The organism is Buttiauxella agrestis (assembly GCF_900446255.1).
Taxonomy (GTDB): Bacteria; Pseudomonadota; Gammaproteobacteria; order Enterobacterales; family Enterobacteriaceae; genus Buttiauxella; species Buttiauxella agrestis.
The window spans coordinates 4239289-4258903 of the sequence record NZ_UIGI01000001.1 but is presented as its reverse complement, the minus strand read 5'-3'; the positions used below and the strand labels follow the sequence as shown (position 1 = coordinate 4258903).

Sequence of the window (19615 nt, the reverse complement as noted above, 5' to 3'; positions counted from 1 at the left end):
CAAATAAGGAGTTAACCATGCGATTAGCCAGCCGCTTTGGAGCAGCCAATCTTGTACGCCGCGACCGCCCGCTGACACGTGATGAGCTTGCACACTATGTACCCAGCGTATTCAGCGAAGAGAAACACGAGTCGCGCAGTGAGCGATATACGTATATCCCGACTATCTCACTTTTAGACAACCTGCAGCGTGAAGGCTTCCAGCCGTTCTTTGCCTGTCAAACCCGCGTACGTGACCCAAACAAACGCGAGCACACCAAACATATGCTTCGCCTGCGCCGTGAAGGTCAAATCACAGGTAATCAGGTCCCTGAGATTATCCTCCTTAATTCCCACGACGGCTCCAGCTCGTACCAGATGCTGCCAGGACTCTTTAGATCAGTTTGCCAAAATGGGCTGATTTGCGGTGAGAGTTTTGGGGAAGTGCGCGTGCCGCATAAAGGCAACGTGGTTGAGAAGGTTATCGAGGGAGCATACGAAGTATTGGGGATATTTGACCGGGTAGAGGAGAAACGCGACGCCATGCAATCACTGTTGTTACCGGCACCGGCACAGCAGGCGCTGGCAAAAGCTGCGCTGACTTATCGCTTTGGCGAAGAGCATCAGCCGGTGACCGAATCACAAATTCTCAGTGCTCGCCGCTGGCAGGACGAAAGTACCGATCTCTGGACCACATATCAGCGTATCCAGGAAAACCTGATTAAAGGTGGACTGTCGGGGCGAACGACCAAAGGCAAGCGTGCCCATACTCGCGCCGTGAAAGGTATCGATGGCGATGTGAAGCTCAACCGGGCCCTTTGGGTTATGGCTGAAAAAATGCTGGAGCTGGCCTCCTGAGCCTTCTCTTATCTATTTTTAATTCACTGAATGTCATCCCGATAAGGCCGCTATCTCACCGGATAGCGGCTTTTCTTTTATTGGAGTTCTCCACATGCAATATCAAACCCACCAGCGCGTTATCCAGATGGCGCTGACCTTGCTTGAAAAACAGATGAAACAGAAACCCGTTAGTTTTAATTCCAGCGCCGAGACCCTGCAGTACCTACGTCTGCAACTGGAGCAGTTGGAACGTGAAGTGTTTATGGTGCTATATCTTGATACTCAGCACCGCCTTATCGCCAGTGAAATGACGTCATTGGGCACCATCAACGCCACATCTGTTTATCCACGAGAAATTATTAAAACGGCTTTAAGCCACAACGCGGCAGCAGTGGTCTTTGCACACAATCATCCATCAGGCTCTGCGGAGCCCAGCAGTACAGACCGTTCCGTGACAGACCGTTTGATCGAAGCATCAACTCTGATGGGTATCAAGGTGCTGGACCATGTGGTCATCGGACACGGTGAATCGATATCTTTTGCGGAACGCGGCTGGCTGTGAGGATACATTCTGATGACTTCCATTTCTAAAGCTGTGACACCGACTGAAGCTTGGCAAACTCTGCTGGCATATCTGTTCCTGCAACATTATGGCCTGACGCTAAACGATACGCCGTTTAGTGAAAGCCAGGTCATACAGGAACATATCGATGCGGGGATCTCGCTGGCAGATGCGGTGAATTTCCAGGTTGAACGCTATGCATTAATACGAACAGACCGCGATGGTTTTTCCTGGGAAGAGCCTTACCTCAAGGTCGTCGATGTTCTGCGTGCGCGGCGGGCTACCGGAATATTTTCTCAAATAAAAGAGGAGAGGCCATGAACGATAACACTTCCTCCAATACTGGAATATATCGTATCAAACAGGTTCAGGAGGCTGAACCAGACGCGTGGCTGGATCTATGCAGGGCCGTGACTTTCGCTTATCGCTTCATAAGAACGCAATCGCAAACCACAGGTTATCCCAGCCTGACCATCTGCGAGCATTCAGGTAATACGTCGCTGCGGTTTGACGATAGCTTAATTGGGCTAGGCGTTATTTCATTTAACGGAAGCGGAGCCCGCCAGCAGGCAGGGGATGCATTTATACTGACTCGCGGTATGCATCAAACAGCCGACTATCGCTGTAATACCAATAACCTGCCTTATGGTTTTTTGGTCAGGGTGGTTATTCTATTAGCTAACTACTATTGCCCTGTCACCTGGCAGATAAATACTGATATTCCTTTCTCTGACTGGCAAAAAACAGCTGACTGGATCGCTAAGTATTTAAATCTTGCGAGCCGCATTCCTGATTTGAACGCCTGATTTTTCTTGTCTCCACTCTCCTATCATAATGCGCCAGCCATTCCCGGCAGGCGTGTTTGCTTTTGTGCATGGAAAACTAATTATGCAGACAAAACCTGAAGTACTAACTGACCATACTGAACTAATCTGCTCGACCAATATCGAGCGGATCGTCATGGGTCGCGATGCCGCACTCAAGCAGATTGGCGCGTTGATTGAAAACCTCAATGATATTTCTGAACTGACCAGCAGGATTGGCGGTGGGATAGCCGAAGACTGGGCAATGCAACAAGGGCATCGTCATGATTGCAGGCTGACCAAGCCAGTGAGTGAAGCGATGCCCGCCATTACTCGAAGCATTGATTGTAGTGTCTGGCGTGATCTGATGTTGAAATCTGGCATGATGGCATTGATGGATGCGCAGGCTCGCGACCAATGGCGGAAAAATCTGGAAGAGGGTGATTTGCCAGCCATTAGTGAGGAGAACATTCTCAGCACATTCGAGCAGCTACATCACAGTAAACTGGAGGTATTTGAGCGGGGGATCATCAACGTCTTTAAGGGACTGTCTTGGGATTACAAAACTAATAGCCCGTGCAGTTTTGGAAAAAAGATCATCATCAACAATCTGGTTTCTCATAATCGCTGGGGCTACAGTCTGAATTGGGGCTGGCGACGAGATCAGTTGGCCGATTTGGAACGGATGCTGTTTTTGTTGGATGGTAAACTAATCCCTGATAACCGGGGCGACATAACTATCCGACTTATAGAACATGTGCGTGATAAGCCGAGCCAGCAGTCGTATGAAGATGATTACTTCAGTATTCGATATTTCCAGAAGGGTACCGGGCACTTGACGTTTAAGCGCCCAGAGCTAATCGACAAGATGAATGACATAATTGCGAAACACTACCCCGGAATGTTAGCGCAAAGCATCTAATCTAGGCATTTCTAAAATCTGTTTTTCTTCAGAAAAATCACGTAAAATCTCAAAACCATAAATTCACTAACTTATTGATTTTAAGTTATTTTATGTCAAAATCAATTGAGTATATAAGTGAGTATACAAGATAGTGGTGTCTCAATTTATTTACTTATAATTCAGATGGTTGAAATTGATTGGCGAGTCCGGCCTTCGCACAATTTGAATGTTCGAGAACGTCCGTAATAGTCCGTAATTTATTAAAAATAAAGCCGAAAGGCTTTTTTTTGGTCCTGATTCGTCCGAGGGCATCCGTTGCAATCCGGACATTTGTGGGGACGTAATTGGGAGCATCTTCACTTCGATTGAAAATGAGCCCCCAAAATGAAGCTCAAGGCGCGCAAGTCGAAACAGCCATACCAAAAGAGAAAACCTACAAAATGGCCGAAGGTGGCGTTTTGTATCTTGAGGTGACGAGTAAAGGATCTAAATACTGGCGCATGAAGTACCTCTGGTCAGTGGATAAGAAAGAAAACATATTAGCTTTCGGTGTATGGCCGACTGATCTTGCCCAACATTCATGGACACGTTGCTAAGTGAGTTTCGCCCCCTTAGGCTATGATCTCGCCTTTCTAATTAAACTCGCTCGATCAAACGGTTTCCCGTCCTCCCCAAAATACTTTTCCGGGCAAATTTCTGACGGAGCACCCCAAGTACATCAGCAATCAAGAATTCCTCTTTTGGCCAGGGTCGCGTTAAAGCGTTCGCCGGCGTAGATGAACTCAAACAAGCCGCTCGCGAAAGTGCTGCCAGCGACGTACCTTTCTTACGTAAACCCGCGATGATATCTGCCTGATGCCAACCGTTTGTCATGATTCCCTCCATTTATGCCTGTAAGGGTTTCTATTAGATCGAGGATTAATTTAGAAGGAACGAAAAGGTCTGGATACTACGAAGATCGTAGCCGCTCAAAGATGGAGTAAAAGAACTATGAAAAGCTAAATCACACGCAACAACCGAGCCGGGTTCCCCGCGTAAATCCCCGGCTAAACGATTTCCCGCTTTATTACGCTCCCGGCAGCAATCACTTCGCCCCTACAGATATGCACTATTAGTACCGTACTCCCGCAGCCCATAATCAGGTGGTGCCAATAATGCAGAGTCTTTGAATCTTCACGAGTGGGCCGACAAAGACATCATCGTGCAACGTACATTACCGGGTCGCGTACTGTTTACAGGTTTGCTGTGTTTAAGCTGATAACACAACTGCGAATCGACGCAGGCCGAAAGCAGGTAGTACCGAAAGCCCGAAGTGTACTTATAAAGGAACGATGCGTGTGGGGTTCATCGTGGCTCGGCAGTAACAACCGTTCACTTGAGAAAGACCGGATACATCCACGCACGATGCTGCCGCCATCAAAAGCCTTGCTCTCCATGTCGCCAAACTTCTTACGCCTTCTATATATAGAAGGAAGAACAGGAGATGCATGTTTAAGGCAGATCTCGCGGTTAAGAACGCCAACCTCGGCTTCACGAAGGATATAAATAAACGGTGAGGCAGAAAAATGCGTCTTCATGGGGCGTTTCTGGTGGTGCTGATGACGTTATTACTGACTTTTAGGTGAGTTTATCAAGGGGAGGCGACCAGTTTTGTGGATAACTTTGTGCACAACTGCGTATAAGGCGGGGTTTTGCTGGGGATTGCAGCAGTCAGTAAAATTACTGCATATTTAGGGTTGCAGCCTCAGAAGAACTCCCTATAATGCGCCTCCATCGACACGGAACATGTGAACAACATCACAGAGTAACGGCGGCGATGAGAGTCAAATATCCTGAAATTAAGGGTTGACTCTGAAAGAGGAAAGCGTAATATACGCCACCTCGAGTTAGCAAGCGAAAGCGCCTGACTCACTGCTCTTTAACAATTTATCAGACAATCTGTGTGGGCACTCGCAGGATTGATATCTCAGATACCTTCGGGTATCAAAAAAATATCAAGTCTTGAAGAGTGACCAAGCAGTAATTCATTTAGTTGAATTATTACGAAAGTTAATTTTTGAGCACCGCTTCACGAGTTGAAGCAAATCAAGCTTTTAATTGAAGAGTTTGATCATGGCTCAGATTGAACGCTGGCGGCAGGCCTAACACATGCAAGTCGAGCGGTAGCACAGGGAGCTTGCTCCTGGGTGACGAGCGGCGGACGGGTGAGTAATGTCTGGGAAACTGCCTGATGGAGGGGGATAACTACTGGAAACGGTAGCTAATACCGCATAACGTCTTCGGACCAAAGAGGGGGACCTTCGGGCCTCTTGCCATCAGATGTGCCCAGATGGGATTAGCTAGTAGGTGAGGTAATGGCTCACCTAGGCGACGATCCCTAGCTGGTCTGAGAGGATGACCAGCCACACTGGAACTGAGACACGGTCCAGACTCCTACGGGAGGCAGCAGTGGGGAATATTGCACAATGGGCGCAAGCCTGATGCAGCCATGCCGCGTGTATGAAGAAGGCCTTCGGGTTGTAAAGTACTTTCAGCGAGGAGGAAGGCATTGTGGTTAATAACCACAGTGATTGACGTTACTCGCAGAAGAAGCACCGGCTAACTCCGTGCCAGCAGCCGCGGTAATACGGAGGGTGCAAGCGTTAATCGGAATTACTGGGCGTAAAGCGCACGCAGGCGGTCTGTCAAGTCGGATGTGAAATCCCCGGGCTCAACCTGGGAACTGCATTCGAAACTGGCAGGCTAGAGTCTTGTAGAGGGGGGTAGAATTCCAGGTGTAGCGGTGAAATGCGTAGAGATCTGGAGGAATACCGGTGGCGAAGGCGGCCCCCTGGACAAAGACTGACGCTCAGGTGCGAAAGCGTGGGGAGCAAACAGGATTAGATACCCTGGTAGTCCACGCCGTAAACGATGTCGACTTGGAGGTTGTTCCCTTGAGGAGTGGCTTCCGGAGCTAACGCGTTAAGTCGACCGCCTGGGGAGTACGGCCGCAAGGTTAAAACTCAAATGAATTGACGGGGGCCCGCACAAGCGGTGGAGCATGTGGTTTAATTCGATGCAACGCGAAGAACCTTACCTACTCTTGACATCCAGAGAATTCGCTAGAGATAGCTTAGTGCCTTCGGGAACTCTGAGACAGGTGCTGCATGGCTGTCGTCAGCTCGTGTTGTGAAATGTTGGGTTAAGTCCCGCAACGAGCGCAACCCTTATCCTTTGTTGCCAGCGGTTCGGCCGGGAACTCAAAGGAGACTGCCAGTGATAAACTGGAGGAAGGTGGGGATGACGTCAAGTCATCATGGCCCTTACGAGTAGGGCTACACACGTGCTACAATGGCGCATACAAAGAGAAGCGACCTCGCGAGAGCAAGCGGACCTCATAAAGTGCGTCGTAGTCCGGATCGGAGTCTGCAACTCGACTCCGTGAAGTCGGAATCGCTAGTAATCGTAGATCAGAATGCTACGGTGAATACGTTCCCGGGCCTTGTACACACCGCCCGTCACACCATGGGAGTGGGTTGCAAAAGAAGTAGGTAGCTTAACCTTCGGGAGGGCGCTTACCACTTTGTGATTCATGACTGGGGTGAAGTCGTAACAAGGTAACCGTAGGGGAACCTGCGGTTGGATCACCTCCTTACCTAATAGATACGAACTTGCGTAGTGCTCACACAGATTGTCTGATAGAAGTAAATGAGCAAGCGATCCCTTAAACGGGATATCGTGTCCCCATCGTCTAGAGGCCCAGGACACTGCCCTTTCACGGCTGTAACAGGGGTTCGAATCCCCTTGGGGACGCCATCTTAAGATAATGATGTGAAAGACATTATCACACATATCTCAAAACTGACTTTCGAGTCACGTTTGAGATATTGCTCTTTAAAAATCCGGAACAAGCTGAAAATTGAAACGACACACTGTTTCCTTTCTCCGTAATAAGAAAGGAAAATGCGGTGTGTTCGAGTCTCTCAAATTTTCGCAACATACGATTGTGTCTTACGAGACATCTTCGGGTTGTGAGGTTAAGCGACTAAGCGTACACGGTGGATGCCCTGGCAGTCAGAGGCGATGAAGGACGTGCTAATCTGCGATAAGCGTCGGTAAGGTGATATGAACCGTTATAACCGACGATTTCCGAATGGGGAAACCCAGTGCAATTCGTTGCACTATCGTTAAGTGAATACATAGCTTAACGAAGCGAACCGGGGGAACTGAAACATCTAAGTACCCCGAGGAAAAGAAATCAACCGAGATTCCCCCAGTAGCGGCGAGCGAACGGGGAGCAGCCCAGAGTCTGAATCAGTTTGTGTATTAGTGGAAGCGTCTGGAAAGTCGCAGGGTACAGGGTGATACTCCCGTACACAAAAATGCACATACTGTGAACTCGAAGAGTAGGGCGGGACACGTGGTATCCTGTCTGAATATGGGGGGACCATCCTCCAAGGCTAAATACTCCTGACTGACCGATAGTGAACCAGTACCGTGAGGGAAAGGCGAAAAGAACCCCGGCGAGGGGAGTGAAACAGAACCTGAAACCGTGTACGTACAAGCAGTGGGAGCCTCTTTTATGGGGTGACTGCGTACCTTTTGTATAATGGGTCAGCGACTTATATTCTGTAGCAAGGTTAACCGTATAGGGGAGCCGCAGGGAAACCGAGTCTTAACTGGGCGTTAAGTTGCAGGGTATAGACCCGAAACCCGGTGATCTAGCCATGGGCAGGTTGAAGGTTGGGTAACACTAACTGGAGGACCGAACCGACTAATGTTGAAAAATTAGCGGATGACTTGTGGCTGGGGGTGAAAGGCCAATCAAACCGGGAGATAGCTGGTTCTCCCCGAAAGCTATTTAGGTAGCGCCTCGTGAACTCATCTTCGGGGGTAGAGCACTGTTTCGGCTAGGGGGCCATCCCGGCTTACCAACCCGATGCAAACTACGAATACCGAAGAATGTTATCACGGGAGACACACGGCGGGTGCTAACGTCCGTCGTGAAGAGGGAAACAACCCAGACCGCCAGCTAAGGTCCCAAAGTCATGGTTAAGTGGGAAACGATGTGGGAAGGCACAGACAGCCAGGATGTTGGCTTAGAAGCAGCCATCATTTAAAGAAAGCGTAATAGCTCACTGGTCGAGTCGGCCTGCGCGGAAGATGTAACGGGGCTAAACCATGCACCGAAGCTGCGGCAGCGACGCTTAGGCGTTGTTGGGTAGGGGAGCGTTCTGTAAGCCGTTGAAGCTGGACTGTGAGGTCTGGTGGAGGTATCAGAAGTGCGAATGCTGACATAAGTAACGATAAAGCGGGTGAAAAACCCGCTCGCCGGAAGACCAAGGGTTCCTGTCCAACGTTAATCGGGGCAGGGTGAGTCGACCCCTAAGGCGAGGCCGAAAGGCGTAGTCGATGGGAAACAGGTTAATATTCCTGTACTCGGTGTTACTGCGAAGGGGGGACGGAGAGGGCTATGTTAGCCGGGCGACGGTTGTCCCGGTTTAAGCATGTAGGCGGAGAGTTTAGGTAAATCCGGACTCTTATCTAACGCTGAGGTGTGATGACGAGGCACTACGGTGCTGAAGTAACAAATGCCGCACTTCCAGGAAAAGCCTCTAAGCATCAGGTAACAACGAATCGTACCCCAAACCGACACAGGTGGTCAGGTAGAGAATACCAAGGCGCTTGAGAGAACTCGGGTGAAGGAACTAGGCAAAATGGTGCCGTAACTTCGGGAGAAGGCACGCTGTCGGTAGGTGAAGTCCCTCGCGGATGGAGCTGAAGGCAGTCGAAGATACCAGCTGGCTGCAACTGTTTATTAAAAACACAGCACTGTGCAAACACGAAAGTGGACGTATACGGTGTGACGCCTGCCCGGTGCCGGAAGGTTAATTGATGGGGTTAAGCGCAAGCTGAAGCTCTTGATCGAAGCCCCGGTAAACGGCGGCCGTAACTATAACGGTCCTAAGGTAGCGAAATTCCTTGTCGGGTAAGTTCCGACCTGCACGAATGGCGTAATGATGGCCAGGCTGTCTCCACCCGAGACTCAGTGAAATTGAAATCGCTGTGAAGATGCAGTGTACCCGCGGCAAGACGGAAAGACCCCGTGAACCTTTACTATAGCTTGACACTGAACATTGAGCCTTGATGTGTAGGATAGGTGGGAGGCTTTGAAGTGTGGACGCCAGTCTGCATGGAGCCAACCTTGAAATACCACCCTTTAATGTTTGATGTTCTAACGTAGACCCGTGATCCGGGTTGCGGACAGTGTCTGGTGGGTAGTTTGACTGGGGCGGTCTCCTCCTAAAGCGTAACGGAGGAGCACGAAGGTTAGCTAATCACGGTCGGACATCGTGAGGTTAGTGCAAAGGCATAAGCTAGCTTGACTGCGAGAGTGACGGCTCGAGCAGGTGCGAAAGCAGGTCTTAGTGATCCGGTGGTTCTGAATGGAAGGGCCATCGCTCAACGGATAAAAGGTACTCCGGGGATAACAGGCTGATACCGCCCAAGAGTTCATATCGACGGCGGTGTTTGGCACCTCGATGTCGGCTCATCACATCCTGGGGCTGAAGTAGGTCCCAAGGGTATGGCTGTTCGCCATTTAAAGTGGTACGCGAGCTGGGTTTAGAACGTCGTGAGACAGTTCGGTCCCTATCTGCCGTGGGCGCTGGAGAATTGAGGGGGGCTGCTCCTAGTACGAGAGGACCGGAGTGGACGCATCACTGGTGTTCGGGTTGTCATGCCAATGGCATTGCCCGGTAGCTAAATGCGGAAAAGATAAGCGCTGAAAGCATCTAAGCGCGAAACTTGCCCCGAGATGAATTCTCCCTGGGAACTTGATTCCCCTGAAGGAACGTTGAAGACTACGACGTTGATAGGCTGGGTGTGTAAGCGTAGCGATACGTTGAGCTAACCAGTACTAATGATCCGTGAGGCTTAACCTTACAACACCGAAGGTGTTTTGGTTGAGAGACTAAGCATTTGATTTTCAGCTTGAACCGAGATTTTAAGTCGATGGTTATGTGGATAACATAACGGTTGATGAAACAGAATATGCCTGGCGGCAACAGCGCGGTGGTCCCACCTGACCCCATGCCGAACTCAGAAGTGAAACGCCGTAGCGCCGATGGTAGTGTGGGGTCTCCCCATGCGAGAGTAGGGAACTGCCAGGCTCCAAATAAGTGGAAAGCCCTGTACTGACGTACAGGGCTTTTTGCTGTCTGCGATTTATGCAAATCCGTTAAGCGATACAGACCACAGAACACACCTCTTTCAGCCACATGAACCAGATCCGGTACATACTTATGGGTGGTAGACATAAAAGGCGCATGCTAATAAGGCACTGCGGGTACGGTTATCGGAACTGAGAACATGACAAGCAGGCTAACTTATGGCTAAGAATACTATCTGTATTTGGTATGACCATGATGCGGAAGTCGCCGCTCATTTCTATGCTGCAACCTTTCCAGACAGCAGCGTGGGTGCCATCATCCCAGCCCCCGGCGACTATCCGGATGGAAAAGCTGGAGACACAATCGTTGTCGAGTTTGTCGTTGCGGGTGTGTCATGCATCGGCCTCAACGGCGGACCACATTTCAAACATAGTGAAGCCTTTTCCTTCCAAATCTCAACCGAAGATCAGGCAGAAACGGACCGCTACTGGAACGCAATTGTCGACAACGGTGGCCAGGAAAACGAATGCGGCTGGTGCAAAGATAAATGGGGTATCAGCTGGCAAATTACACCGCGCGTGTTGACCGAAGCTTTGGCCACGGGCGGAGACACTGCCAGGCGCGCATTTGAAGCGATGATGTCGATGAAGAAAATAGACGTTGCTGCAATCAAGGCTGCGATAACTAGCTGATAATCCTTAGCTAATACATGATCACTACGGGCCTTGTGGCCCGTATCATTTTCCTGAAGACCACTCCATTTCGATTCCCATTCCCCAACTATCCTTCCCTAAAATTCATCTAAAAACATAAACGCATTAGCGATAATTTTTAATTCTTTTATCTAATTCTCGCCATTAGAAATACTGCTCCTATCAAAAATACAGGAGCACTCATCATGGTAGCGAAACGACATTCTCTCTGGCTGGCAGCACTAGCCCTTATCGCAACGCCGGTCTTCGCGGTGGATGTCACCGTGGCGTATCAAACATCCGCTGAACCCGCCAAAGTCGCACAGGCTGATAACGCTTTCGCCAAAGATAGCGGCGCGAAAGTTGAATGGCGTAAATTCGACAGCGGCGCAAGTGTTGTGCGTGCGTTGGCGTCGGGCGATGTACAGATCGGCAATATCGGCTCCAGCCCGCTTGCGGTGGCAGCAAGCCAAAAAGTGCCTATCGAAGTGTTCCTGCTCGCCTCGCAGTTAGGTAACTCCGAAGCGCTGGTTGTAAAAAAAGGCATCACCAACCCGAAAGATTTGATTGGCAAGCGTATTGCCGTGCCGTTCATTTCCACCACACATTACAGTTTGCTGGCAGCGCTGAAACACTGGGGAATAAAACCCGGCCAGGTTGAGATTCTGAATCTTCAGCCGCCGGCAATAATTGCCGCCTGGCAGCGCGGTGATATCGACGGAGCTTATGTCTGGGCACCTGCGGTCAACGAGCTGGAGAAAGATGGCACGGTGTTGACTGATTCTGCACAAGTAGGCAAGTGGGGCGCACCAACACTGGATGTCTGGGTCGTGCGTAAAGACTTTGCCAGGGCACATCCGGAAGTGGTGGAAGCCTTCGCTAAAAGCGCTCTCGCCGCGCAGAAAAGCTATATCGATAACCCAGATGAATGGCTGAAGCAGCCGGACAACCTGAGCAAACTCTCTCGCCTGAGTGGCGTGCCAGAAAGCGACGTTCCGGTACTGGTGAAGGGTAATACTTACCTCACCGCCAGCCAGCAAACTGAGCAGCTCAGCGGCCCGGTAAATAAAGCGATTGTCGACACCGCACAGTTCCTGAAAGCGCAGGGTAAAGTCCCGGCGGTGGAAACGGATTACAGCCAATTCGTCACCGACCGTTTCGTGAAAACACTGGCGCAGTAAGGAGTTAGCCATGTTACAGGTTTCGCATTTAAGCGCAGATTACGACGGAAAAACCGTTCTCAATGATATCAATCTGACGGTGGACGAGGGCGAGTTAATGGTGGTCCTGGGCCCGTCCGGTTGTGGGAAAACTACGCTGCTAAACCTGATAGCAGGATTTGTTCCTTACCACTCTGGCAATATCACTCTTGCGGGGAAACAGGTTACGGGGCCAGGCGCTGAACGCGGTGTGGTGTTCCAGCATGAAGGATTATTACCGTGGCGCACGGTGCTGGATAACGTCGCGTTTGGCCTGCAACTTGCCGGGCAACCGAGGCCGCAGCGTGAGGAAATTGCCCTCGATATGCTGCGCAAAGTGGGTCTGGAAGATAAGGCGAAACGCGCCATCTGGCAGCTCTCCGGCGGGCAGCGTCAGCGCGTGGGAATTGCTCGTGCGCTCGCCACTCGTCCGCAACTTTTATTGCTCGATGAACCTTTTGGGGCGCTGGATGCATTTACCCGCGAGCAGATGCAGACATTGTTACTAAAACTCTGGCATGAAAGCCGCCGTCAGGTGCTACTGATTACACATGATATTGAAGAAGCGGTTTTCCTGGCGACCGAACTGGTGCTGCTTTCTCCTGGGCCTGGGCGCGTGCTGGAACGTTTGCCGCTTGATTTTGGCCGCCGATTTACGGAAGGCGAGCCATGCCGCAGCATCAAATCTGACCCTGAATTTATCGCGAAGCGTGAGTACGTGCTGAGCCGGGTGTTTGAACAACGCGAGGGCTTTTTATGAGCATCGTTATTCAGGATAAGGCCCGCCGCACACGGCTGGCGTTGCGTTGGCCGTTCTCGCGCCAGCTTACGCTAAGCCTTGCGACGCTCACCGCCATCATTTTGTTGTGGTGGTGGATCGCTGCTGAGCAGTGGATTAGCCCGCTGTTTTTACCGCCTCTAGGCCAGGTGCTGACAAAACTCATTAGCATCGCCGGGCCTCAAGGTTTTATGGATGCCACGCTCTGGCAACACCTTGCCGCCAGCCTGCTGCGCATTCTTACCGCGTTGCTGGCGGCTGTGTTGATTGGCATCCCTGTGGGTATTGCGATGGGGCTTAGCCCAACGGTGCGCGGCATTCTCGACCCGTTAATTGAGTTATATCGCCCGGTGCCACCACTGGCTTATCTGCCGCTGATGGTGATTTGGTTTGGCATCGGGGAGACATCGAAAATCTTGCTGATTTACCTGGCGATATTCGCGCCGGTTGCGATGTCGACGATGGCTGGCGTGCGCAGTGTAAAACAGGTACGCGTTCGGGCAGCTGAAGCACTAGGCGCATCACGCCTTCAGGTGGTCTGGCATGTGATTTTGCCCGGCGCGCTGCCGGAAATCCTGACCGGTTTTCGTATCGGGCTTGGCGTTGGCTGGTCAACCCTGGTCGCGGCGGAGCTTATCGCTGCCACACGAGGATTAGGTTTTATGGTTCAGTCCGCCGGTGAATTCCTGGCAACTGATGTAGTGATTGCAGGCATCGGCGTGATTGCAGTTATCGCATTTTGTTTAGAGCTGGGTTTACGCGCCTTGCAGCGCCGTTTAACCCCATGGCATGGAGAAGGGCAATGAGTGAAAAAGTGAATGTTTTGCCGTTGGGGCCATACATTGGCGCGCAGGTGAGCGGTGTCACGCTGAGCCGCGGTTTGACCGATAACCAGTTTGAACAGATTTATCATGCGCTAATCCGCCATCAGGTGTTGTTTCTGCGCGACCAGCTGATTACGCCAGCCCAGCAGCGTACACTGGCGCAGCGCTTTGGCGATCTGCACATCCACCCGGTTTATCCACATGCGGAAGGCGTGGAGGAGATTATCGTGCTGGATACGCACAACGATAACCCGCCGGACAATGACAACTGGCACACTGACGTGACGTTCATCGAAACGCCGCCAGCCGGTGCGATTCTGGCGGCAAAGCAGTTGCCAGAATTTGGTGGTGATACATTGTGGACCAGTGGCATTGCTGCGTATGAGGCACTATCGGAACCGTTCAAGCGCTTATTGTCCGGGCTGCGAGCAGAGCATGATTTCAGGAAATCGTTCCAGGAATATAAGTATCTGAGCAGTGAAGAAGAACACCAGCGCTGGCGCGAAGCCGTGGTCAAAAATCCTCCGCTACTGCATCCGGTGATTCGAACACATCCGGTAAGCGGCAAGCAGGCGTTGTTTGTGAATGAAGGATTCACAACGCGGATTGTCGATCTCTCACAAAAAGAGAGTGACGCGTTGCTCTCATTCCTGTTCGCGCATATTACAAAACCCGAGTTCCAGGTGCGCTGGCGCTGGCAGGAAAATGATATTGCCATCTGGGATAACCGCGTCACGCAGCATTACGCGAACGCCGATTATCTTCCGGCTCGCCGCATTATGCATCGTGCGACGATTTTAGGGGACAAACCTTTCTGGCGGGGATAATGCGATTTTCAGGGTGGCAATGCGCCACCCGAAACACTTACTTCACGCGCACTTTCGTGGCGACTAACAATGCTGTTAACAACATTAAACTGCCTGACAATACCAACGGCGAAAGCAGGCCGAGATTATCCAACGCCAGGCCGCCAATCGCGGCGCCACAGGTATTTGCCAGTTGAATGACAGCGACCTGAATCGACCCTGCTTTTTCTGCCTGATCCGAAAGTGAGCGGGTGATCCATGTTGACCATCCAACTGGAATCAGAGCAAAGGCGAAGCCCCAGATAATGGCGATAGCGGAAGCGACAATTTTATCCGAACCCCACAAGACCAGCGTGATTGCGCTCAATGCCAGAATCAGCGGTGCGATAGCCAGAGCCGTTTTCAGCGAACGTTTGAGAAATACTGCTGAAAGCGAAGTGCCGACAAAACTGGCAATACCAAAACTCAACAGCACTAGCGTCAGACCGTCGACGTCGAATCCGGCCAGTGTCATATAGACAGGGCGAATATAAGTAAAGAAGGCAAACTGACCCGCGAAAGCCGTAAAAATAGCGGCCATACCTGCCAGCACGCCGGGGCGTTTAAGCAGGCCAAACATATTTTGCTTCTGTTGCGTCGTCTCTCCAGGCAGCGACGGTAGCGCTTTCCACACCCAAATAATGCAGGCCACACCCATCAACGCAGCGCCGTTAAATACATTACGCCAGCCGATAATTCCCCCCAGGAAACTACCTAACGGTGCGGCGATCACCAGCGCGATGGATACCGCGCCAAAGATAACCGACAGTGCCTTTGGCACCGTGCGCGCTGGAACCAGGCGCATAGTTAAGGAGGCAGACATTGCCCAAAAACCACCTAGCGCAACCCCCAGGCAGGCGCGGCCAATCAACAGCATCGTGAAGTTTTCAGCAAACGAAACCAACAGGCAGGAGAGGGTGAGCAGGATGGCGAACAGAAACACCACAAAGCGGCGGTCGGTAGAACGAATAACGCTTGTGACAAAGAGACTGGCAAACATCGCGACAAAAGCGGTGACCGTAACGGACTGCCCGGCAACACCTTCGGATATTCCCAGTTCTTGTGCCATTGGCGTTAGCAAACTGACAGGCAAAAACTCCACGGTAATCAAACATGCCACGCAAAATGCTACGGCAAATACCGCTGACCAATTAGGCCGCGTGACGGCCCTCGGTTCGTTTATCCCATCTATATGCTCACTCATTTTTCCACCCGGCACGATTTTCAATTTAGCCGCGTAGTGTAGCACCGTAAGTGTGACGTATTTAACGTTTTGGCAACTTTTTCGCAGTAATCTAAAAATCCAGCTCCAGGGCAAAACACAGATATGCCATCAGCGGCGCACAATACTGAAACTGCTCAGTGCAAAAATTGATAGCACCTGGTTTGCATAGCTCTGCAAAATCGATATTTTTGACGGCGATAAAGTCTTTACGTTTCAATTCAGTTAAAAGGGGATGCGTTTTGTCATAGCCTTTTGGCGGGCGAGTTAAGCTGTCCCCATCCATGATAAACCCCTGGTCTTGCAGTGTTTTTAACGCCTTTTGATACGCGTTGGGATTTTCATCAATACAGGCTCGAATTGCATTTAAAGCTTTTGACTCCGGATGCCAGATACCAGCGGCAACAAAACAGCCCTCCTCAGCAATATGCAGATAAAATCCTGGGGCATGGACATCCTTCCCCTGGAAATGACGAAACTGGATGCCAACATTAGTTTTGTAGGGTGTTTTGTCCTTGCTAAAACGGCTGTCTCGCTGCGGGCGCATAAGACTGCCACCTACTTTTTTTGGCACCGCAGTGAGCTTTGTTGAAATGGCAAGAATGCCTGGCTGCATTTGCTCGATAAACCGCAAAGCAGGGGTTCTGACAACATGTTCGTATTCATCCTGATGCTCTTTAAACCACTCGCGAGAGTTATTTTGTGCGAGCTTGTTCAGGAATTGCATGCTGGCTGCGGTGAACGTCGTACTTGTAGAGGGAGATGCTTGAGTCGTCATTCTCGATAAACCCTTATTGATCCAGTTGATCAGCAACCGTTAGCATTGATCTTAATGAGAAAAAAGCAAAGAGGATTATCAATACTTCTGGGCTTGAAGCTGAGACCAGACGCATGTTATTGTCGCTTTCATCAGGATATTAAACGTAAGTATTATAATCGCTTACCTGCTGTTGAATATAAAAAACATTAAATCATATGAAAATAAAACTTTTTAATTTTATAGAAAATAACAAAAAAGGGTACACGTTCAGATGGACTAAAAGGCATTACGAGTATTGCCTGGATAATGATATTTTCCTGAATCACAGAGGTAAGAAAATATATAAAGAAAGGAATGTTCTAACTTTCAGTAAAGGTGAGAAAGTTACAATTGAAGAAAATGTTGTTGCTGAACAATATTCGACGATGCCCTATAAAAATTTTTCGAGCGTTGGGGCTTTCTCTTTTCCAACTTGTCATTTTACTGGTAACGTAAACATCGGCAGGTTTTGTAGCATTGCAAACAATGTGAAGATTATGGGAGGAAACCACCCCATGAACAGATTCACAACGCACATGCTCACATATAATGGTAATTTTGATAAGTTTGCGAAAGCAGAGTTTGATAGTGAATGGGTATTGAAGCCCTTTAATACCGTTCCAAAAAATCCTGTCATAGGCCATGATGTATGGATTGGAAATGATGTTGTTCTTAAAGGTGGAATAATTATCGGGGATGGTGCGATTATCGCTGCTAATTCAGTTGTGACGAAAGATGTACCACCTTATGCGGTAGTCGCTGGGGTTCCAGCAAGAGTAATGAAATATAGATTCGAAGCAGATGTCATCAACCAATTATTAAAATTAAAATGGTGGGATTATCATTATACGGATCTACCTGATAATAACAGATGCGATGATATCGATTACTTTGTAAAAGAAATGAATGAAAGGATTTCCTCCGGGAGCATAAACCGAGTGAATTACAAAAAATTCCATCTTTCAGAGGTATTCCGCACACTCTGAACCATTTTGCTTTTGCAAAGAACATCGCGGGCGGTTTTAACCGAGATGTGTGGTTGTTCATTAACCATTGGTCTCGATGCTGACTTCCTGAAAATATTCTATAGATACCCAGAAAAGCAAAAGGGCCTACGTTTTCACGTAAGCCCTTGTTTTATTTGGTGGCCCCTGCTGGACTTGAACCAGCGACCAAGCGATTATGAGTTCCTAGTAGAACAACCGAAAATCAATGATTTACTTTATCTTTCATTGACATAGACTGCCATCATTTGCCATTAATTAGCCAGCGTCCGCCATTTCTGTCGCCACTTTATCGCCATTAGAATGGGTTTCATCACTAATACCAGTTGGTTTGAACGAGCTAATCTTTGTGCTATAGACGCAATGAACAAAATCTCTCAACGGAGCCAACTCTGAGTCTTCGACATCTCGAGATGATAAGAACTTTTCTACAAAGGATGGGCCATGTAAACCTGTTTCGGCACTAAAGTTCTCAATCTCGCCGACAGGTATTAAAAATATACCCAAGAATTTTAATTTTTCTTCTAACTCTTTATAAGTTTTACGTATTTCTCCTTTTGGTAATCCATTGAATCCATTGACCTTGACGTCATGCCATGGTTTTCTCTGTTTGAACAATTCTTCAACTTTGCCTTTTGATATTTTATCTGCAGGCATCTCACTAATACAATCTAAGAGTTGTGTTTTAAACTCATCTGGTGTTAGTGGCTTGTGGGACTGTGTAACTGCTGAATTAATTCTTTCCCATAGTTTTATGATTTCATCTTTTTGAACACCCTCAGAACCGAATGCATTTAACGTTCTGGTTAAAGTGTTTCGTTCTGATATTAGGTCAAAGTCAAAAATTGCTTTTACAGGTACTCCAGAGGGGCGTAATGCCTCAACTATTCCAGCAACAGCATGCTTTCCACCTGTTGGGATATAACAGGTGTCAGGGTAAACATTGTCACTATTTTTCTCTAAATAATCTGCGACGAAGTTAAATAACCGGCAGTCACTGTCATCCTCGCATATTATCACTTGCTCATGGAATAATGAATCCAATGCATTCGAATATCTAAGAACTGGTTTTGACCATAATTGCTCAACTGATTTTTTATCAATTATATGCACAACATTTGTATCGTCTTCACGTTGAATTCGTAAGATTTTAACGTTCCCTTTTGTACCTTCTAAAAAACCTCTTAATATATCGCTGCTATGAGTGGCTACAAAAAGTTGTTTTTCTACTTCTGAGGATAATGTGTCTCCAAGCATTCTCATCTGAGGCGGATGAAGAAATGCTTCTGGCTCATCAATCATTGTTACATCGAGTTTCTGTACTACACATTCAAACAAAATCCCTGCATAACTTTTTACGCCATCGCCTTGCATATCAAGAAGTGGATTTTGCCTTACTAAATTTACATATTCATCGCTGACTCGATCTACCAGTCCATCAATAGTGGGAAGCTTACCTACGTGAATCGGTAAAACGCTGCCACCTCGATAATTAAACATGATGTCTTTGTTGAATGCTTTTTTGAACAGCATGCTAATGTGCGACATTAATGTACTATTTTCATAGAGGTAATGTTGCGGCCGAGATTTAGGTGCGTCAGGTGCAATACTGTTTTGTTGATTACAAATGCTTAACCGATCATTTGCAGTGACATTCTTTATGAATATTGGACAGATATTAGTTAGCCGATCTTTATCCTCCCATGAGGATAGCCATCCGTAATATATCGATTGACCACCATATATGTAATTGTTATTTATGAATGCACCTCCCTTTTTTAGTAGGTTTTCCAAGTCTTGTATTGAACCTTGTTTGTGCATGCTTATTTTTTTAATTACCTGCCCAGTTTTTACTGTCGCAGAAGAGCTTATTTCAATGATTTCTCTTAGGGTTTGTGATTTCCCACTATTATTGGGGCCAACAATTATTATTTTTTCATCTTCTTCAAATGAAATTTTTTGCCCGCTTGAGAATAATATTTCTGAAATGTAAACTTTAGCTGCTTGTGTCACG

The 19615-nt window shown here is 48.7% G+C and carries 14 protein-coding genes, 1 tRNA gene, 3 rRNA genes and 2 pseudogenes; 16 read left to right on the top strand and 4 right to left on the bottom strand.

The features are described from left to right. The first annotated feature begins 17 nt into the window (after positions 1 to 17). The 6 genes and pseudogenes from DY231_RS20125 to DY231_RS20100 form a co-directional block, all read left to right on the top strand. A complete protein-coding gene (locus tag DY231_RS20125) occupies positions 18 to 836 on the top strand; it encodes a DUF932 domain-containing protein (RefSeq protein WP_115631090.1) in 819 nt (272 codons plus the stop codon). 94 nt (positions 837 to 930) lie between these two features. Next, complete coding sequence (locus tag DY231_RS20120) at positions 931 to 1380, top strand: JAB domain-containing protein (protein ID WP_115631088.1); 450 nt, start codon at positions 931 to 933, stop codon at positions 1378 to 1380. A 12-nt stretch (positions 1381 to 1392) separates the two neighbouring features. Next, a complete protein-coding gene (locus DY231_RS20115) occupies positions 1393 to 1701 on the top strand; it encodes a TA system toxin CbtA family protein (RefSeq protein ID WP_115631086.1) in 309 nt (102 codons plus the stop codon). Beyond that, positions 1698 to 2186 carry a hypothetical protein gene (locus DY231_RS20110; RefSeq protein ID WP_115631084.1) on the top strand — a complete coding sequence of 163 codons (489 nt, stop codon included), beginning with the start codon at positions 1698 to 1700 and terminating at the stop codon, positions 2184 to 2186. The genes DY231_RS20115 and DY231_RS20110 overlap by 4 nt, the downstream gene beginning before the upstream one ends. An 82-nt stretch (positions 2187 to 2268) precedes the next feature. Beyond that, positions 2269 to 3105: a DUF4942 domain-containing protein gene (locus tag DY231_RS20105; protein WP_115631082.1), complete on the top strand. Its 837-nt coding sequence runs from the start codon at positions 2269 to 2271 to the stop codon at positions 3103 to 3105. A 353-nt stretch (positions 3106 to 3458) separates the two neighbouring features. After that, positions 3459 to 3650, top strand: a pseudogene (locus tag DY231_RS20100) (Arm DNA-binding domain-containing protein); the annotation flags it as partial. A gap of 53 nt (positions 3651 to 3703) precedes the next feature. On the opposite strand, the pseudogene DY231_RS20095 reads toward DY231_RS20100, so the two are convergent. Continuing rightward, positions 3704 to 3960 (bottom strand): annotated as a pseudogene (locus tag DY231_RS20095) (helix-turn-helix domain-containing protein). A 1221-nt stretch (positions 3961 to 5181) separates the two neighbouring features. On the opposite strand from DY231_RS20095, the gene DY231_RS20090 reads away from it, so the two are divergent. The 9 genes from DY231_RS20090 to tauD all read left to right on the top strand — a co-directional run bounded on the left by DY231_RS20090 (position 5182) and on the right by tauD (position 14558). Next, positions 5182 to 6721 (top strand): 16S ribosomal RNA (locus DY231_RS20090). A gap of 85 nt (positions 6722 to 6806) precedes the next feature. Further along, positions 6807 to 6882: transfer RNA gene (locus DY231_RS20085), tRNA-Glu, on the top strand. 219 nt (positions 6883 to 7101) lie between these two features. Next, positions 7102 to 10010, top strand: a 23S ribosomal RNA gene (locus DY231_RS20080). 112 nt (positions 10011 to 10122) lie between these two features. Continuing rightward, positions 10123 to 10238: ribosomal RNA gene (gene rrf, locus DY231_RS20075) — 5S ribosomal RNA — on the top strand. The 16S, 23S and 5S rRNA genes sit together here with 1 tRNA gene alongside, the layout of an rRNA operon. Before the next feature lie 218 nt (positions 10239 to 10456). Next, positions 10457 to 10930, top strand: coding sequence for a VOC family protein (locus tag DY231_RS20070; protein WP_115631080.1), 474 nt, complete (start codon positions 10457 to 10459; stop codon positions 10928 to 10930). 206 nt (positions 10931 to 11136) lie between these two features. Further along, the gene (gene tauA / locus DY231_RS20065) at positions 11137 to 12111 is read left to right on the top strand and encodes a taurine ABC transporter substrate-binding protein (protein ID WP_115631078.1); all 975 of its coding nucleotides are present in this window, start codon (positions 11137 to 11139) and stop codon (positions 12109 to 12111) included. A gap of 10 nt (positions 12112 to 12121) precedes the next feature. Next, complete coding sequence (tauB, locus tag DY231_RS20060) at positions 12122 to 12889, top strand: taurine ABC transporter ATP-binding subunit (protein ID WP_115631076.1); 768 nt, start codon at positions 12122 to 12124, stop codon at positions 12887 to 12889. Then, a complete protein-coding gene (gene tauC / locus DY231_RS20055) occupies positions 12886 to 13713 on the top strand; it encodes a taurine ABC transporter permease TauC (RefSeq protein WP_115631074.1) in 828 nt (275 codons plus the stop codon). The genes tauB and tauC overlap by 4 nt, the downstream gene beginning before the upstream one ends. Further along, positions 13710 to 14558 (top strand): taurine dioxygenase, encoded by an 849-nt coding sequence (tauD, locus tag DY231_RS20050; protein WP_115631072.1) that lies wholly within the window; start codon positions 13710 to 13712, stop codon positions 14556 to 14558. The genes tauC and tauD overlap by 4 nt, the downstream gene beginning before the upstream one ends. A 37-nt stretch (positions 14559 to 14595) precedes the next feature. Here the strand turns inward: tauD and nepI are convergent, their stop codons facing one another. Both nepI and DY231_RS20040 read right to left on the bottom strand, forming a co-directional pair. Beyond that, complete coding sequence (nepI, locus tag DY231_RS20045) at positions 14596 to 15780, bottom strand: purine ribonucleoside efflux pump NepI (RefSeq protein WP_115631070.1); 1185 nt, start codon at positions 15778 to 15780, stop codon at positions 14596 to 14598. Positions 15781 to 15871: 91 nt separating this feature from the next. Continuing rightward, positions 15872 to 16576, bottom strand: coding sequence for a DUF2461 domain-containing protein (locus tag DY231_RS20040; protein ID WP_115631068.1), 705 nt, complete (start codon positions 16574 to 16576; stop codon positions 15872 to 15874). Between the two features lie 197 nt (positions 16577 to 16773). Here DY231_RS20040 and DY231_RS20035 point away from each other — a divergent pair, with 197 nt between their 5' ends. Then, the gene (locus DY231_RS20035; RefSeq protein WP_115631066.1) at positions 16774 to 17583 is read left to right on the top strand and encodes a CatB-related O-acetyltransferase; all 810 of its coding nucleotides are present in this window, start codon (positions 16774 to 16776) and stop codon (positions 17581 to 17583) included. Positions 17584 to 17859: 276 nt separating this feature from the next. Here DY231_RS20035 and DY231_RS20030 read toward each other — a convergent pair whose 3' ends face one another. Continuing rightward, complete coding sequence (locus DY231_RS20030) at positions 17860 to 19614, bottom strand: AAA family ATPase (RefSeq protein ID WP_115631064.1); 1755 nt, start codon at positions 19612 to 19614, stop codon at positions 17860 to 17862. Position 19615: the final 1 nt, after the last annotated feature.

Excerpts from the sequence above, each read along its gene's own strand:
- DY231_RS20040 (WP_115631068.1), bottom strand. The coding sequence starts at position 16,576 with ATGACGACTCAAGCATCTCCCTCTACAAGTACGACGTTCACCGCAGCC.
- DY231_RS20115 (WP_115631086.1), top strand. The coding sequence starts at position 1,393 with ATGACTTCCATTTCTAAAGCTGTGACACCGACTGAAGCTTGGCAAACT.
- tauB (WP_115631076.1), top strand. The coding sequence starts at position 12,122 with ATGTTACAGGTTTCGCATTTAAGCGCAGATTACGACGGAAAAACCGTT.
- nepI (WP_115631070.1), bottom strand. The coding sequence starts at position 15,780 with ATGAGTGAGCATATAGATGGGATAAACGAACCGAGGGCCGTCACGCGG.
- DY231_RS20105 (WP_115631082.1), top strand. The coding sequence starts at position 2,269 with ATGCAGACAAAACCTGAAGTACTAACTGACCATACTGAACTAATCTGC.
- DY231_RS20035 (WP_115631066.1), top strand. The coding sequence starts at position 16,774 with ATGAAAATAAAACTTTTTAATTTTATAGAAAATAACAAAAAAGGGTAC.
- DY231_RS20125 (WP_115631090.1), top strand. The coding sequence starts at position 18 with ATGCGATTAGCCAGCCGCTTTGGAGCAGCCAATCTTGTACGCCGCGAC.
- tauC (WP_115631074.1), top strand. The coding sequence starts at position 12,886 with ATGAGCATCGTTATTCAGGATAAGGCCCGCCGCACACGGCTGGCGTTG.
- DY231_RS20110 (WP_115631084.1), top strand. The coding sequence starts at position 1,698 with ATGAACGATAACACTTCCTCCAATACTGGAATATATCGTATCAAACAG.
- tauA (WP_115631078.1), top strand. The coding sequence starts at position 11,137 with ATGGTAGCGAAACGACATTCTCTCTGGCTGGCAGCACTAGCCCTTATC.
- DY231_RS20120 (WP_115631088.1), top strand. The coding sequence starts at position 931 with ATGCAATATCAAACCCACCAGCGCGTTATCCAGATGGCGCTGACCTTG.
- tauD (WP_115631072.1), top strand. The coding sequence starts at position 13,710 with ATGAGTGAAAAAGTGAATGTTTTGCCGTTGGGGCCATACATTGGCGCG.
- DY231_RS20070 (WP_115631080.1), top strand. The coding sequence starts at position 10,457 with ATGGCTAAGAATACTATCTGTATTTGGTATGACCATGATGCGGAAGTC.